This window comes from Blautia glucerasea (genome assembly GCF_013304385.1).
In the GTDB taxonomy this organism is placed as follows: domain Bacteria; phylum Bacillota; class Clostridia; order Lachnospirales; family Lachnospiraceae; genus Blautia_A; species Blautia_A ammoniilytica.
This window is the reverse complement of record NZ_JAAITU010000001.1, coordinates 36,424-51,375: the sequence shown is the minus strand read 5'-3', so window position 1 is coordinate 51,375 and position 14,952 is coordinate 36,424. Positions and strand designations below refer to the sequence as shown.

At 44.1% G+C, this 14,952-nt stretch carries 13 protein-coding genes; 3 read left to right on the top strand and 10 right to left on the bottom strand.

The features are described from left to right. Positions 1–7 precede the first annotated feature (7 nt). Positions 8–1,027: a type I glyceraldehyde-3-phosphate dehydrogenase gene (gene gap / locus G5B11_RS00250; RefSeq protein WP_173726426.1), complete on the bottom strand. Its 1,020-nt coding sequence runs from the start codon at positions 1,025–1,027 to the stop codon at positions 8–10. 196 nt (positions 1,028–1,223) lie between these two features. Here gap and G5B11_RS00245 point away from each other — a divergent pair, with 196 nt between their 5' ends. Beyond that, on the top strand, positions 1,224–2,042 hold the full coding sequence (locus G5B11_RS00245; RefSeq protein WP_173726425.1) for a histidinol-phosphatase HisJ family protein: 819 nt from the start codon (positions 1,224–1,226) through the stop codon (positions 2,040–2,042). A 17-nt stretch (positions 2,043–2,059) separates the two neighbouring features. Here the strand turns inward: G5B11_RS00245 and G5B11_RS00240 are convergent, their stop codons facing one another. The 4 genes from G5B11_RS00240 to G5B11_RS00225 form a co-directional block, all read right to left on the bottom strand. Next, entirely contained in the window at positions 2,060–4,618 is a 2,559-nt protein-coding gene (locus tag G5B11_RS00240) for an HAD-IC family P-type ATPase (RefSeq protein ID WP_173726424.1), read from the bottom strand. 252 nt (positions 4,619–4,870) lie between these two features. Further along, on the bottom strand, positions 4,871–5,317 hold the full coding sequence (nifU, locus tag G5B11_RS00235) for a Fe-S cluster assembly scaffold protein NifU (RefSeq protein WP_158420610.1): 447 nt from the start codon (positions 5,315–5,317) through the stop codon (positions 4,871–4,873). Between the two features lie 51 nt (positions 5,318–5,368). Continuing rightward, entirely contained in the window at positions 5,369–6,556 is a 1,188-nt protein-coding gene (gene nifS, locus G5B11_RS00230) for a cysteine desulfurase NifS (protein ID WP_173726423.1), read from the bottom strand. Positions 6,557–6,638: 82 nt separating this feature from the next. Further along, positions 6,639–7,130 carry an RrF2 family transcriptional regulator gene (locus G5B11_RS00225; protein ID WP_158420608.1) on the bottom strand — a complete coding sequence of 164 codons (492 nt, stop codon included), beginning with the start codon at positions 7,128–7,130 and terminating at the stop codon, positions 6,639–6,641. Positions 7,131–7,257: 127 nt separating this feature from the next. Here G5B11_RS00225 and G5B11_RS00220 point away from each other — a divergent pair, with 127 nt between their 5' ends. Both G5B11_RS00220 and G5B11_RS00215 read left to right on the top strand, forming a co-directional pair. Beyond that, positions 7,258–8,604 carry an oligosaccharide flippase family protein gene (locus G5B11_RS00220; RefSeq protein WP_173726422.1) on the top strand — a complete coding sequence of 449 codons (1,347 nt, stop codon included), beginning with the start codon at positions 7,258–7,260 and terminating at the stop codon, positions 8,602–8,604. Between the two features lie 94 nt (positions 8,605–8,698). Further along, entirely contained in the window at positions 8,699–9,733 is a 1,035-nt protein-coding gene (locus G5B11_RS00215; RefSeq protein WP_158420606.1) for a 3-deoxy-7-phosphoheptulonate synthase, read from the top strand. A 25-nt stretch (positions 9,734–9,758) separates the two neighbouring features. On the opposite strand, the gene xerD is transcribed toward G5B11_RS00215, so the two are convergent. The 5 genes from xerD to recA form a co-directional block, all read right to left on the bottom strand. Beyond that, positions 9,759–10,643, bottom strand: a complete 885-nt coding sequence (gene xerD, locus G5B11_RS00210; protein WP_158420605.1) for a site-specific tyrosine recombinase XerD — start codon at positions 10,641–10,643, stop codon at positions 9,759–9,761. A gap of 206 nt (positions 10,644–10,849) precedes the next feature. Then, positions 10,850–11,452, bottom strand: a complete 603-nt coding sequence (locus G5B11_RS00205) for a stage II sporulation protein M (RefSeq protein WP_173726421.1) — start codon at positions 11,450–11,452, stop codon at positions 10,850–10,852. A 217-nt stretch (positions 11,453–11,669) separates the two neighbouring features. Next, on the bottom strand, positions 11,670–13,196 hold the full coding sequence (gene rny / locus G5B11_RS00200; RefSeq protein ID WP_416796970.1) for a ribonuclease Y: 1,527 nt from the start codon (positions 13,194–13,196) through the stop codon (positions 11,670–11,672). A gap of 160 nt (positions 13,197–13,356) precedes the next feature. Then, on the bottom strand, positions 13,357–13,857 hold the full coding sequence (locus G5B11_RS00195) for a regulatory protein RecX (RefSeq protein WP_173726420.1): 501 nt from the start codon (positions 13,855–13,857) through the stop codon (positions 13,357–13,359). A 3-nt stretch (positions 13,858–13,860) separates the two neighbouring features. Continuing rightward, a complete protein-coding gene (recA, locus tag G5B11_RS00190) occupies positions 13,861–14,931 on the bottom strand; it encodes a recombinase RecA (RefSeq protein WP_158420601.1) in 1,071 nt (356 codons plus the stop codon). Between the last annotated feature and the right edge of the window lie 21 nt (positions 14,932–14,952).

Genomic DNA, 14,952 nt, shown 5'->3' with positions numbered 1-14,952 from the left:
CCGGTAATTAAGCGTTCAGCAGTTTACCAAAATGTTTGATTGTACGAACCATCTGGCTTGTGTAGGAGTTCTCATTGTCATACCAGGAAACAACCTGAACCTCTGTTGTGCCATTCTCAAGTGGAAGAACCATTGTCTGAGTAGCATCAAACAGAGAACCAAATCTCATACCAACGATATCGCTGGATACGATCTCGTCCTCGTTGTATCCGAAGGACTCATTGGAAGCTGCTTTCATAGCTGCATTGATCTGATCTTTTGTTACATTTCCTTCAACAACTGCTGTAAGGATAGTAGTGGAACCTGTTGGGGTCGGTACACGCTGTGCGGAACCGATCAGTTTGCCGTTCAGTTCTGGGATAACCAGACCGATAGCTTTTGCAGCACCTGTGCTGTTCGGAACGATATTAACTGCAGCTGCACGGGATCTTCTCAGATCGCCTTTTCTCTGCGGTCCGTCAAGTGTCATCTGATCGCCTGTGTAAGCGTGGATTGTGCACATGATACCGGATTTGATCGGAGCAAGGTCATTTAATGCTTTAGCCATTGGAGCTAAGCAGTTTGTTGTACAGGAAGCTGCAGAAATGATGTGATCCTCTTTTGTAAGAGTCTCATGGTTTACATTGTAAACGATAGTCTTCAGATCGTTTCCAGCCGGAGCGGAAATGATAACATGCTTAGCACCAGCATCGATATGAGCCTGTGCTTTGTCTTTGGATGTATAGAAACCTGTGCACTCAAGAACAACGTCTACACCGATCTCTCCCCATGGAAGCTCAGCAGCGTTAGCTTTTGCATAGATCTTAATCTCTTTTCCGTCAACAGTGATGGAATCCTCGCCTGCTTTAACTGTATCTGCAAGAGCGTATCTTCCCTGTGTGGAATCATATTTTAATAAGTGAGCCAGCATCTTAGGAGATGTTAAATCGTTGATAGCAACGATTTCAAATCCCTCTGCTCCGAACATCTGACGGAATGCAAGACGACCAATACGTCCAAAACCGTTAATTGCAACTTTTACTGCCATGATAAATTCCTCCTATGAATTAAATGGTAAATTATGATGTACCTTTGTTAAAGAAACATCAACCTACGGCATATTGTACCTAATTCCAAACAAAAATTCAAGAGCATTTTAGAAAAAACCTTACAATCATCTGTAAAAACTTCCTAAACTTATGCTACAATAGGGGCGTATGTTCAAATGAAAGGAGTTTTCAGTCATGAAGAACCAGATCCTGTGGGACTGCCATATGCATTCTTCATTTTCTGCCGATTCAGAAACACCGATGGAGGACATGATCCAGGCAGCTATTTCCAGAAATCTTTCCGGCATCTGCTTTACAGAACACTTTGATCCGGACTATCCTGCTGATCCGGACGGCCTGACTTTTGACCTTGATATCCCGGCTTATCATGCCAGGCTGCATCACCTGAAAGAGAAATACAGCCAGGATCTGCAGATCCATTTTGGGATCGAGATCGGACTTCAGCCTCATCTGGCCCAGCAGTTCCAACAGCTTTTAGAAGATCATCCCTTTGATTTTGTGATCGGATCCTCCCATGTGGTACATGGTCAGGACCCGTACTATCCGGAGTTTTATAAAGGACGTAAAGTTACCCGCTGCTATATGGAATACTTTGAATCTATCCTGGAGAATCTTTCTGTATTTGACCAGATGGATGTTTACGGCCATCTGGACTATATTGTCCGATACGGTCCAGGGAAAAATGCTTCCTACTCATATGGACGTTTTCAGGATATCCTGGATGAGATCCTGAAACAGCTGATCCGCAGGCAGGTAGGACTTGAGCTTAATACCGGTGGCTACCATTATGGTCTTGGAGAGCCTAATCCATGCAGACAGGTAATCCGGCGCTACCGAGAACTTGGCGGAGAAATCGTTACCATCGGAGCTGATGCACATGATCCGTCCAAAGTGGCTTACGGTTTTGAAAAAGCCGCAGACCTTTTAACAGACTGCGGCTTCACATATTACACTGTTTTTTGCGGACGAAAGCCTCAGTTCCTGAAGCTTTGATTGATTGATCAATCCCATCATTTCTGTATTTTCTCAAAGAGAAGGGAGAGGAAACCTCTTTCTTCTCTTTCTTCTCTTTCTTCGAGTTTTACGTAAAGTGTGTGGATCCATGCTGTGATCACGTCGATCAATACCGGTGAAAATGTCATCAGGATAAACACAAGGATAATCATACCAAACTCCAATGCACCCAGGGCAAGAAGCTTCTGCAGGATCACCGCAGCTGCAAAAAAGATAAACTGCATACCGTAAATGATCACTTTACGATACCGGTTCAACGGTGCATAAACCGTCTTCAGCGCTGCCATATAATTCCATCCTGTAACAAGCACACAGGCTGTGTTCAGCATCTCATTAGAATGATATACATTCTGGCATACAAGCATAATAGTAAATACACAGCCTGTAATCGTAACTGCTGCCGGAAAGGCATTCATAAATACATACCGTAGAAAGCCCTGCTGGATCCTGTTAAAATTATTTTCCTGTGCAAGCAGGAACGTAGGGATCCCCACGGCGCAGGTGCTGATCAGAGACATCTGAATTGGTTCAAAAGGATAAGCATCCCCCCAGAAAATTGTAATCAGGCAAAGCAGCACCGAAAAAATCGTCTTGATCAGAAACATGGATGCTGCTGTACGAATATTATTTACCACACGCCTTCCCTGGTTCACAATATCCGGCATAGCAGAAAAATTAGAATCCAGAAGCACTATATTTGCAATATTCTTAGCAGCATCACTACCCTCTGCCATTGCTACACTACAGTCAGCCTCTTTTAGGGCAAGTACATCATTCACACCATCCCCGGTCATAGCTACTGTATGCGCCTGTTTCTTCAAGGCCAGCACCATTTCTTTTTTCTGCTGGGGTGTTACCCTTCCAAATACAGAACACTCTGCCACTGCCTTTTCCATCTGCTCCGGTGTGGTGATCGTAGTAGCATCTATATAATGATCCGCATCCTTAAGTCCTGCCTTTCTTGCAATGGCAGCAACCGTAACCGGATCATCTCCTGAAATCACCTTAAGATCCACACCCTGGCTGTCAAAAAATGCCAGCGTTTCTGGTGCATCCTCACGGATCACATCTGTAAGAAGAAAAAGTGCCAAAGGCTTCAGATCTTTTGGAAGCTCTGTACCTGTGCTTTCCTCTTTGCTGGCTGCAAGCACCAGCACTCTAAGACCCTGTGCACCATAAACTGCACAGACATCCAGAAGCGGCTGATTTCCTTCTGGAAACAAAAACTGTGCTGCTCCCATCAAATATGTGCCTTCTCCTTCAAATACAGCACCACTATATTTCCTGTCTGAGGAAAAAGGAATCACATGGGAAACCTTCAAATCATTCTTCTTTGTAAAGTAATGATTTAAGGCCTCAGCTGTAGCATTTTTATCTTTCAGCACATAAAGCAGATTACCCATGATATGGCGGATCTCTTCCTGGCTTTCTTCTGAGTCTTCAGCTGTTTCTGGATTTGACAGCTGAACCACAGGCTGCTCTGCATCTGCTTCAACCATATTGGTTTCAGCTGTATCTATTTCAACTGGAATTGTATTGGCTGTATCTGCCACAGCAACAGGCAGGGCAGGCAAAACTTCTTCTGTCTTCCCGGTATCTTCAGTCCGTTTTAAAGCCATCTTATAAGAAACCACTTCCTGTACCTTCATAGAACCGGAGGTGATGGTGCCTGTCTTATCCAAGCACAAGGTATCTACCCTGGCAAGCGTCTCAATACAATACAATTCCTGCACCAATGTATTCTTCCTGGTAAGGTTTAATGCTCCCAAAGTCAATGCCACACTGGTAAGCAGAACAAGCCCTTCCGGGATCATCCCAAGAACTGCAGAAGCCATATTTACCACTGCATCCCGGATATTATCACCTGCTATATAATACTGCTTGTAAAACAGCAGCATTCCCATAGGTACAATAATAATACTGATCACCTTCAGGATCGCATTCAGGGAATTACGCAGTTCAGAATTATGCCTTTTAAACTCCTTTGCTTCACTGGTGATCTGTGACGCATAATTGTCTTTCCCTACATGAACAACCTGACAGCAAGCCTCTCCTGCTGTGACAAAGCTTCCTGAAAAAAGATCGTCCCCAGGATTCTTGGTCAGATTGTCTGCCTCACCTGTAAGGAGGGATTCATTCACCTCAATACTTCCCTCAAGCACTCTGGCATCCGCTGGGATCTGATCCCCGGTCTTCAGAAACAGAATGTCATCCAGAACAAGCTGATCTGTAGGAACACTCCACTTCTGTCCTTCCCGCAACACCACTGCTTTACTCTCAGTAAGGATTGCCAGCTTGTCCAGGGTCTTCTTTGCGCGGATCTCCTGAGCGATACCGATCACTGTATTGACAATGATGATCCCGACGAACATGGAATTCTTATATGATCCCACTAAAAGAACCAGGACAAGAAGCACCAGATTGAGAAAGTTGAAAAATGTCAGCGTATTCTCCCGGATAATCTGCTTATATGTCCTGGTATTAGGGTTCTCATTTGCATTTACTTTGCCTGCATCGATTCGTTCCTGAACCTGTTGATTTGTAAGTCCTGTCATCGTTATTTTCCTTTTTCGTAACTGTTTCACACACTGGCATCTGCAATGCAAAAACTTTCCAGATCACCTGAATGAATACTGCCAGCAAAACAGTTACCCTTTTTCTTTTTATCTCTTTTGCCTCGAATTTAAGATGAATCTTCTCACTTCAAGTCGAGCAGTTACTCAACACCTGAAAGAGGTGGGAGTCTTCTCGACTGAGATAGACTATAACGACTGCAGCCTCACCTGTATCTTGGGCCTGGGAAGAGATTAATACTCCTCTTCCTCAGCCTCTTCTCCCTCATGGATATCACTCTTTGGCTTCTTTAATCCTTCGATCTTGATGCCATGCTTCTGTGAATAATCCCATAATGCAGCATGGATGGCTTCCTCAGCCAAAAGGGAACAGTGTACCTTTACTGGCGGAAGTCCGTCAAGTGCTTCCATAACCGCCTTATTGGTAACTTCCATGGCTTCTTCGATGGTCTTGCCTTTTACCATCTCAGTTGCCATACTGCTGGTCGCTACTGCAGCACCACAGCCAAAGGTCTTGAATTTGCAGTCCTTTATAATATGTGTATTCTCATCAATGTCCAGAAAGATTCTCATAATGTCGCCACATTTAGCATTGCCAACTGTACCAACACCGCTTGCGTTCTCAATCTCTCCCACATTTCTGGGATGCTGAAAATGATCCATTACTTTATCACTATACATGTTTTTTTCCTCCTGACAAGTGCTTTTACACTTTTTTTAGATTTAGCTTCTTTATTTGTTCTGTTTTTTTATGAAATCTTCATATAATGGAGACATGCTTCTTAAGTTCGCCACAATATCCTTTAACTTATCCACAACAAAATCTGCATCTTCCATGGTAGTCTCTTCGCTTAAGGTGAGACGGAGGGAACCGTGTGCGATCTCATGAGGCAGTCCGATTGCCAGAAGTACATGGGAAGGATCCAGGGATCCGGATGTACAGGCAGAACCGCTGGATGCACAGATACCAAAGCTGTCCAGCATCAGAAGCATAGACTCTCCTTCCACAAACTGGAAGCTTACGTTTACATTGTTTGGAAGTCTCTTCTTTGGATGTCCGTTTAATTTTACATATGGGATTTCACTGGTGATCCGGCTAATCAGATGATCTCTCACCAGGACCTCTTTTGCAGTACGGTCAGCCATGGAATGCATTGCACGCTCTGCTGCCACACCAAACCCAACAATACCCGGCACATTCTCAGTACCTGCACGGCGCTTTCTCTCCTGAGCTCCGCCATGTACAAAGCTGCGGATCTTAACGCCTTTACGGATGTACAGGAAACCGATGCCCTTTGGTCCATTCAGCTTATGGCCGCTGGAACTAAGCATATCAATGCCAAGCTCATCCACATTGATGGGAACCTGACCAAATGCCTGTACTGCATCTGTATGGAAAAGAATGCCATGCTCTTTGGCGATCATTCCGATCTCCTTGATCGGCTGCAGTGTACCGATCTCATTATTTGCAAACATAACAGAAATCAGGATGGTCTCCGGTGTAATGGCCTTTTCCAGCTCATCAAGCTTTACAACTCCATTCTCATCCACATCAAGATAAGTGATCTTTGCCCCTCTTTCTTTTTCCAGGTATTCGCAGGTATGAAGAATCGCATGATGCTCGATCTTAGTAGTAATAATATGGTTGCCTTTTGACTTGTAAGCCTCAAAAGTTGCTTTTAATGCCCAGTTGTCAGCCTCAGAACCGCCTGCTGTGAAATAAATTTCCTCTTTTTTGGCGCCAAGAACATTTGCGATCTGCTCTCTGCCCTTTGTCACAGCATCTTTGCTTTTTCCGGCAAAATCATATACACTGGAGGGATTTCCATACATTTCTGTAAAATAAGGAAGCATTGCTTCCACAACCTCCGGTGCCGTCTTTGTTGTTGCTGCATTGTCCAGATATATCATTTTTCCCATTTCTATGTCCTCCTGTCATAGTAAAGCAGACTCCTTGCTACTGCTTTACAGAATGAAGATACTACCTACTGAATAGTTACTATCACTCTTCGTTTTTTGTACGGCTGTTAGGGCAGATCACTCCATTGCCTCTTTGCTGTCCCTGATTCTTTTCCTGCACTTTAATACTTTCGCAGATCAGTTCTCCCAGGGTCATTGTATCCACAGCCTGTGTAATACTGTCGTTTATACGTTTCCATACGTATTTGGCAACGCAAAGATCAGCGCCTGTGCATCCTCCGCTGTCTTCGTTGCCGGCACACTCCACAGCCTCCAGACTGCCTTCCAGCACTCTTAAAACGTCTCCCACAGAAATCTCACCGGCCGGCATTGCCAGACGATATCCTCCGCAGGCTCCCCGGCTGCTCTTCACATAACCGGCTTTCTTAAGAAGTGCCATCAGCTGTTCCAGATATCCCATGGAAATCCCCTGTCTGTCGGCAATGCTCTGGAGAGATACGCTCTCTGCCTCACTGTACATGCCTAAATCAATCAACGCCCTGAGGCCATATCTTGCCCGTGTGGAAAATTTCATTTTATCGCCTCTTTTTAATTCCTAGTGTTTTCCTTGGATTTCACCTAACTTTACCAGATACATTTCGTTCTGTCAAGGTGCTTTTTAGAATATACTGATAAAAATTATATATTCAGGCGGTACGGTTATGTCAAAGGAACAATTTCTGAAAGGAACATTGATTCTTACCTGTACAGGGCTTCTTTGCCGGCTGGCTGGCTTCTTTTATAGAATATTCCTTTCACACACCATTGGTGCACAGGGTGTGGGGATTTATCAGCTTTCTCTCCCTCTTTCTGCTTTGCTGCTTGCAATGACCGCTTTTGGTATGCAGGCAGTAATCTCCCGGGGCTGCGCATCACTGCAAGCTCTTGGAAAGGATCAGCAGGCAAAAGATACCTTTCTCCTTGGAACAAGCATCTGTATGTTTTTGTCTGTTGGTATTTCATTTATTTTATATAAAAATGCAGTTTTTATTGCAGTCCGGATTCTGAAAGAGCCGGCCACCCTTCCCTTGATTTGTCTTATGTCTTTTTGTTTTCCTCTCAGTGCGCTACATACCTGTGTCAGCAGTTACTATTATTCCATGAAGCAGGCCCTAACGCCTTCCTGCATACAGTTATTTGAACAGGCAGTGCGTATTGGCAGTTCTTACCTGGTTTATCTGATCCTTCTGTCAGAAAAAAAGCCGGTTACACCGCTTCTTGCCGGCATTGGTGCCCTTTGCGGAGAGATTGCTGCCTGCCTTTCATCCCTTCTTACCCTTGGCATTCATTTTCAAAAAACTTCCTATAAAATCAGATTCATCCATAAACCCTTTGCATCCATCTGCCGGCTTTTTTGGGAATCGGTTCCTCATACCCTGAATAAAGTATTGCTCACCTTACTTGGCAGTATTGAAGTGGTGCTGATCCCCGGACAGCTACAGGCATATGGTCTGTCCCGTACAGACGCTCTTGGGGTCTATGGAGTCTTTACAGGCATGACCCTGCCGCTTCTTCTTTTTCCTTCCACCCTTACCACCTCCGCAGCAGTTATGCTTATGCCTTCTATTGCTCAGCTTCAGGCACTTAGAAACAGAAAAAGGATTTCCTATGTGGTCCGCAGTTCCTGCATGGGCTGTCTTTTTCTTGGATGTATCTGTGCCCTGTTTTTTCTTTTTTTCGGTCACTTTGCAGGTGTTTTTCTTTTTAACAGCATTACTGCCGGAAACTATATTACCTCCCTGGCTTTCATCTGCCCATTTCTATATATGAATACCGCTATGGTCAGTATACTAAATGGCCTTGGAAAAGCTTCCCGCTGTCTGTTCCACAACATGTCCGGAGCTCTTCTTCGGATCCTGTTTGTAATCTTTGCCATTCCCGCTATGGGAATCCGAGGCTATTTTTATGGTATGCTGTCTGGTGAACTGCTTCTTTCTCTGCTGCATCTTATTGCCCTGATCCGGTATTTTACTCATCTGCAACAAGCATCTGCTTCAAGATTACCATAACTTTTTCTTATATACTGCGATAATTTTTCTATCGACATTCTCAAAAACTTGTTCTATAATAAAAAACTGATAGCAAATGCAAAGGAGAAAGAAAATGGGTTTTGAATTCATCAAAAAATTACCTACACCAGACGAAATCCGCAATCAATACCCGATTGATGCAAAGATCAAAGCTCTTAAAGAGAAACGTGACAGTGAGATCCGTGATATATTAACTGGAAAATCCGATAAGTTTCTTGCCATCATCGGTCCCTGCTCTGCTGACAATGAAGATGCTGTATGTGATTACCTGTTAAGACTTCGTAAGGTTCAGGAGAAAATTGAAGATAAAGTTTTAATTATTCCAAGAGTTTATACTAATAAACCACGTACAACAGGCGAAGGCTACAAAGGAATGGTTCATCAGCCAGATCCTGAGAAGAAGCCAAACATGCTTGCCGGACTGATCGCCATCCGTAAAATGCATATACATGCCATTCAGGAAAGTGGATTTACCTGTGCTGACGAAATGCTTTATCCTGAAAACTGGCGTTATCTTTCCGATATTCTTTCTTACGTAGCCGTAGGTGCCCGCTCTGTAGAAGACCAGCAGCACCGCCTTACTGTAAGCGGCATGGATATCCCTGCCGGTATGAAGAATCCTACTAGCGGTGATTTCAGCGTTATGCTTAATTCTGTTGTTGCAGCCCAGGGAAGCCACCGTTTTATCTACCGCGGCTGGGAAGTAGAAACATCGGGGAACGAATATGCACATACGATTCTTCGCGGTGCTGTAAATAAACATGGAGAAGCCATTCCCAATTATCATTATGAGGATCTGCGCCTTCTCTACGAAAAATATTCAGCAAAAGATCTGAAAAATATGGCGACTATTGTAGATACCAACCACTCCAATTCCAACAAACAATACGAACAGCAGGTTCGTATTGCAAGAGAAGTGCTTCATAGCCGCGCTGTGGATTCTGATATCCACAAGCTTGTAAAAGGTCTTATGATTGAAAGCTACATTGAACCTGGCAACCAGAAGATTGGCTGTGCACCTCATATCTACGGCAAATCCATTACAGATGCATGCCTTGGATGGGAAGAATCTGAAAAACTGTTATACACCATTGCTGAATTGTGCTGATGTTACAATAAAAGCCCGCCTCAGATCAGTGTCTGGGGTGGGCTTTCATATATACATCCCGCATGCGGTTCATATTCATACTTAAGTATATCTGGGTTGTGGAAATATCCGAATGTCCAAGCATTTCCTGTACGCTTTTAATATCTGCTCCATTTTGCAGCATATGGACTGCAAAAGAATGGCGCAAGGTATGCGGTGTAATATCCCGCTTGATTCCGGCAGCGTCTGCATATCCTTTCAGTACCTTCCAGAACCCCTGTCTGCTCATTGCTTTCCCGGAGCAGTTGGTGAACAAAGTCTTCTCTTTACTGTCCTTAACAAAAGTATCTCTTGCCTTGTCCATATACAGGATCAAGGCATCCCGACTCACATTGCCAATAGGAATGATCCTTTCTTTCTCATGTTCCTTGCAGGTCACATATCCTAATTGGAGATTCACCTCATCTACCTGCAAATGAATCAGTTCGCTGACTCTCATACCAGTAGCATACAATAACTCCAGCATGGCTTTATCCCGGATCCCTTTAGGTGTATTCAGATCTGGCTGCAGAAGCAGAAGATCAACTTCCTGAATGGATAATATCTCCGGCATTTTCTTCTCTACTTTAGGTGGCCTCAGATTATCTGACGGATCCTTTTCCATACCGTTGACTTTCATCTGATACTGAAAAAAAGCACGGATGGACGCTACACTTCTGGATATGGTAGAAGACGCAAATTCTCCACGCTCCATATAATCCAAATATCCCTCCAGATCAAGTTCCCGCACAGCCTTTGCTTCACGGATCCCCCGGTCTTCCAGAAACCTGGCCATTTTTCTTAAATCCCGCTCATAGGAAATCTCCGTATTGCTGGATGACTTCTTTGTTTCATGCAGATAACTAATGAAATCATGTATCTCTCTTTCCATTTTCTCTTCTTCCTGTCACGTTCAATACTTGTCATTCATACTCCCCATTCTGAATAACAAAAAATGTAACTGTATTATACTTTGAAATTAACATAAAATCAAACCCTTTTTTTCTCTGAAATGCTGATAAGTTGGGGCTTTCCGCATTTTTACACAAAATGTCGACTTTTTTATGGTAACTTACACCACATATGGTGTAAATACATTCAAAATATTTTTAAAGTCATCAAAATTTTTTCTGTTATCCATGGATTTACATAGGCTTCCAACAGCATTCCGAGGAAGTAAATGCCCCCTGTCCAAACTGTCTGCCAGGAATATCCAGCTGCTTTGTCCGGAAAAATCCCTTGATTTTTCCACATGCTTATGGATTGTTTAAAAACCATGTCCAGAAGCATAAACAGGGCAGGCAGATAGATCAGATACTGTGGAAAAAGGAGGGCAATTCCTGCTGCCGCACCTGCCAGACCAAACTGAAGGATACATACGGTCAGCACTGCACCAATCCCAAAGCCTGCTGCAATCACAGTTCCAACTGCTAATGGCACACCGAAAACAGTAAATCCGCACACTGCACATAATATAAAAAAACTTCCCCTGCTTTTCAATATTTCTCCAAGAAGTCCGGTTCCAGCCAGCTCCTGTCCTGAAAAAGAGCTAAGCAGATACATAGCAGCTACTGTTTTCTGCTGCCATTTCATTTTCCACATAATATTTGGAAGAATGGTACCTGTAAAAAAGCCACAAAAAAATAAAGCTGACCAGGGAAAAAATTCCTTTCCTTTTATTCTGCCTTTCTTTTTCCCCATATCCTTCTCCTGTCTTTTTATGATGTAACTGTCTGACACAGCAGCATCTTTTTCTCTTTTCCATCTTACGCTTCCCATATAGAATTTATGCAGTTCTCATTACCGAAACACTGTAATCATTTATATATTTTTTCACACAAAAACAGGAACCGTTTTCCTTTGGTTTCCCTTGGGAATAACGATTCCTGTATCTTATCTTCCTGAATGACAGCTTGGATTATTTAGCATAATCCACAGCACGGCTCTCTCTGATCACATTAACTTTGATCTGGCCTGGATATTCAAGCTCTGCCTCAATCTGCTTGGCAATATCTCTTGCCAGAAGAACCATATCTGCATCTGTAACATGATCTGGAACAACCATAACACGGATCTCACGACCTGCCTGAATTGCAAAGGATTTCTCCACCCCTTTAAACTGGTTGGTAATATCCTCCAGCTGTTTCAGACGGTTGGTATATGTTTCCAGTGTCTCTCTACGAGCACCAGGACGGGCTGCAGAAATAGCATCTGCTGCCTGTACAATGCAGGCGATCAATGACTCTGGTTCTACATCTCCGTGATGAGCAGCCACTGCATTAATAACGATTGCAGATTCTTTATATTTCTTGCAAAGATCTACACCAATCTGAATATGTGAGCCTTCTACTTCATGGTCAATGGACTTACCAATATCATGCAGAAGTCCGGCACGTTTGGCAATACGCACATCAGCACCTACTTCACCAGCCAGAAGTCCGGATAACTGTGCCACTTCAATGGAATGCTTCAATGCATTCTGTCCATAGCTGGAACGGAATTTCATCCTTCCCAGAAGCTTCAGAAGTTCTGGATGAATACCATGTACACCCACATCCATAGCAGCAGTCTCCCCATCCTCACGGATCTGGGCTTCCACTTCTTTCTGTGCCTTCTCAACCATTTCCTCGATCCTGGCCGGATGGATCCTGCCATCAACGATCAGTTTCTCAAGTGCAACTCTGGCGATCTCACGACGGATCGGGTCAAAAGCAGAAAGAACAACTGCTTCCGGTGTATCATCAATAATCAGATCTACACCTGTAAGTGTCTCCAATGTACGGATATTACGTCCTTCTCGGCCGATAATACGCCCTTTCATCTCATCGCTTGGAAGCTGCACAACAGAAATCGTTGCTTCTGCTACATGGTCAACTGCACATTTCTGAATGGCATTTACCACATACTCCTTGGCTTTCTTGCCGGCTTCTTCTTTTGCCCTGTTCTCCAGTTCTTTGTAAAGCCTTGCAACATCAACCTTCACATCATCTTCCACAGATCTGAGCAGCTCTTCCTTGGCTTGTTCTGAAGTCAGTCCTGAAACTCGTTCCAGTTCCTGTACTCCCTTCTGCTCAAGTTCGTCCACCCGTTTTTCTTTCTTCTGTAATTCAGCATATCTCGCTGTGCACTCTGCCTCACGCTTCTCAACTGCATCCGCTTTCTTATCTACGGCCTCTTCCTTTGATAAGACACGTTTCTCATACTTCTGCAGTTCATTTCTTCGTTCCTTGGTTTCTTTCTCCAGTTCATTTTTTGTACGGAGAGATTCTTCCTTCACTTCCAACAAAGTTTCCCGTTTTTTCGTTTCTGCTGTCTTCAAAGCTTCATCTATGATGCCTCTGGCTTTGTCTTCTGCCGATCCAACAGTTTCTGCGTCTTTTTTTACTTTATTTGCCACAGCAACTTTAGTAGTAATAGGAACTGCAATAAGTAGCGCGACTACCACAGCGACAAATGCAACAATAATTGTGCTTGTCACAGGAGCACCTCCTTATTCGGTTTTCATTGTACAATTACAACAATATAAGTTTATATGTTTTTGATAATTATGTCAAGTTTTTCTATAGAAAAATGAAATTTATATTTTGGCAGGAAGAATCCCACAGTTATTTGCAGAACGATGTATTAGATTCCATCTGGATCTGCAGTTCCTCCAGCACATGGGAAATATCACTATAGCCAAAGCCTCTTCGCAGCAGGAATCCCTGAAGGCGGCGCATCCCCTTTTCGTCCAGGACTGTGCCTGGCTGGCATTTCTTAAGGACAGCCTCCTTAAGGATCTTCTGTTCATCCGGCTGGGTATACTCTGATACCTGCTCCCAGGCAGTCTGGGCAGTCTCCTTGTCCACACCCTTTTGAAGCAGTTCCTGAAGGATCTTGTGCCTGCTCTTAGACTGGATTCTGTATGCAATGTAATTCTCCGCATATCTGCCATCATCCACATATCCAAAAGAGCTTACATAAGCCACTGCATCCTCCACTGCCTCTGCACAAAAGCCTGCCTGACGCAAACGGTCAGACAGGCCTTTCTCTGTACGGTCCATATGCTCAAGAAGGAGCAAAGCCTTCCTGCGGGCCGCCTGTTGTTCTTCTCTTGTAAGTCCCATGGATCAGGCCTCATCCTCTGGGGAAGCTGCTGCATCTGCCTGCGCATTGTCCTGGGCAGATACTGTCTCTTCTTCCTCAGGGAGCAGATGGTAATGGATCCTTACCTTCTTCTCAATCTCATCACGAATATCTGTATGCTCTTTCAGATAGGCTTTGGCATTCTCCCGGCCCTGTCCGATCTTATTGCCATTATAAGCATACCAAGCACCACTCTTATTAACAATGGAACAGTCTGCTGCCAGATCCAGGATGTCTGCCTCTCTGGAAATACCTGTACCAAACATGATATCAAACTCTGCCTGCTTAAATGGTGGTGCAACCTTGTTCTTCACCACCTTGATCTTGGTGTGATTGCCAACCATCTCTCCGCCCTGCTTCAGAGTCTCTACACGACGTACATCCAGACGTACAGAAGAATAAAACTTCAGTGCACGGCCACCGGTAGTAGTCTCCGGATTACCGAACATAACGCCTACCTTCTCACGAAGCTGGTTGATAAAGATCACTACGCAGTTGGACTTACTAATAATAGCTGTAAGCTTCCTCAAAGCCTGGGACATCAGTCTCGCCTGAAGCCCCACATGACTGTCACCCATATCTCCATCAATCTCAGCCTTAGGTACCAGTGCAGCAACAGAGTCTACAATCACAATGTCCACAGCTCCGGAGCGTACCATCGTCTCAGTGATCTCCAATGCCTGCTCACCATTATCTGGCTGTGAAATATAAAGATTGTCAATATCAACACCTATATTCTTCGCATAAACAGGATCCAGTGCATGCTCTGCATCAATAAAACCGGCAATCCCGCCACGCTTCTGAACCTCTGCTACCATATGTAATGCTACAGTAGTCTTACCACTGGACTCAGGTCCATAAATCTCTATGATACGTCCCTTGGGTACGCCGCCTACTCCCAGTGCGATATCCAGACTAAGGGATCCTGTAGGAACCGCCTCCACCTGCATACTGGCACCTGACTCGCCAAGCTTCATCACAGATCCTTTTCCATATTGCTTCTCTATCTGCCCCAGAGCAGCCTCCAGGGCTTTTTGCTTTTCTTCATTTATCATTCTATGGCAGTCTCCTTATTC

Coding starts and splice junctions, on each gene's coding strand:
- gap (WP_173726426.1), bottom strand. CDS start 1,027: ATGGCAGTAAAAGTTGCAATTAACGGTTTTGGACGTATTGGTCGTCTT.
- G5B11_RS00215 (WP_158420606.1), top strand. CDS start 8,699: ATGGGTTTTGAATTCATCAAAAAATTACCTACACCAGACGAAATCCGC.
- recA (WP_158420601.1), bottom strand. CDS start 14,931: ATGATAAATGAAGAAAAGCAAAAAGCCCTGGAGGCTGCTCTGGGGCAG.
- G5B11_RS00205 (WP_173726421.1), bottom strand. CDS start 11,452: ATGGGGAAAAAGAAAGGCAGAATAAAAGGAAAGGAATTTTTTCCCTGG.
- nifS (WP_173726423.1), bottom strand. CDS start 6,556: ATGGGAAAAATGATATATCTGGACAATGCAGCAACAACAAAGACGGCA.
- xerD (WP_158420605.1), bottom strand. CDS start 10,643: ATGGAAAGAGAGATACATGATTTCATTAGTTATCTGCATGAAACAAAG.
- G5B11_RS00240 (WP_173726424.1), bottom strand. CDS start 4,618: ATGACAGGACTTACAAATCAACAGGTTCAGGAACGAATCGATGCAGGC.
- G5B11_RS00220 (WP_173726422.1), top strand. CDS start 7,258: ATGTCAAAGGAACAATTTCTGAAAGGAACATTGATTCTTACCTGTACA.
- nifU (WP_158420610.1), bottom strand. CDS start 5,317: ATGTATAGTGATAAAGTAATGGATCATTTTCAGCATCCCAGAAATGTG.
- G5B11_RS00225 (WP_158420608.1), bottom strand. CDS start 7,130: ATGAAATTTTCCACACGGGCAAGATATGGCCTCAGGGCGTTGATTGAT.
- G5B11_RS00245 (WP_173726425.1), top strand. CDS start 1,224: ATGAAGAACCAGATCCTGTGGGACTGCCATATGCATTCTTCATTTTCT.
- G5B11_RS00195 (WP_173726420.1), bottom strand. CDS start 13,857: ATGGGACTTACAAGAGAAGAACAACAGGCGGCCCGCAGGAAGGCTTTG.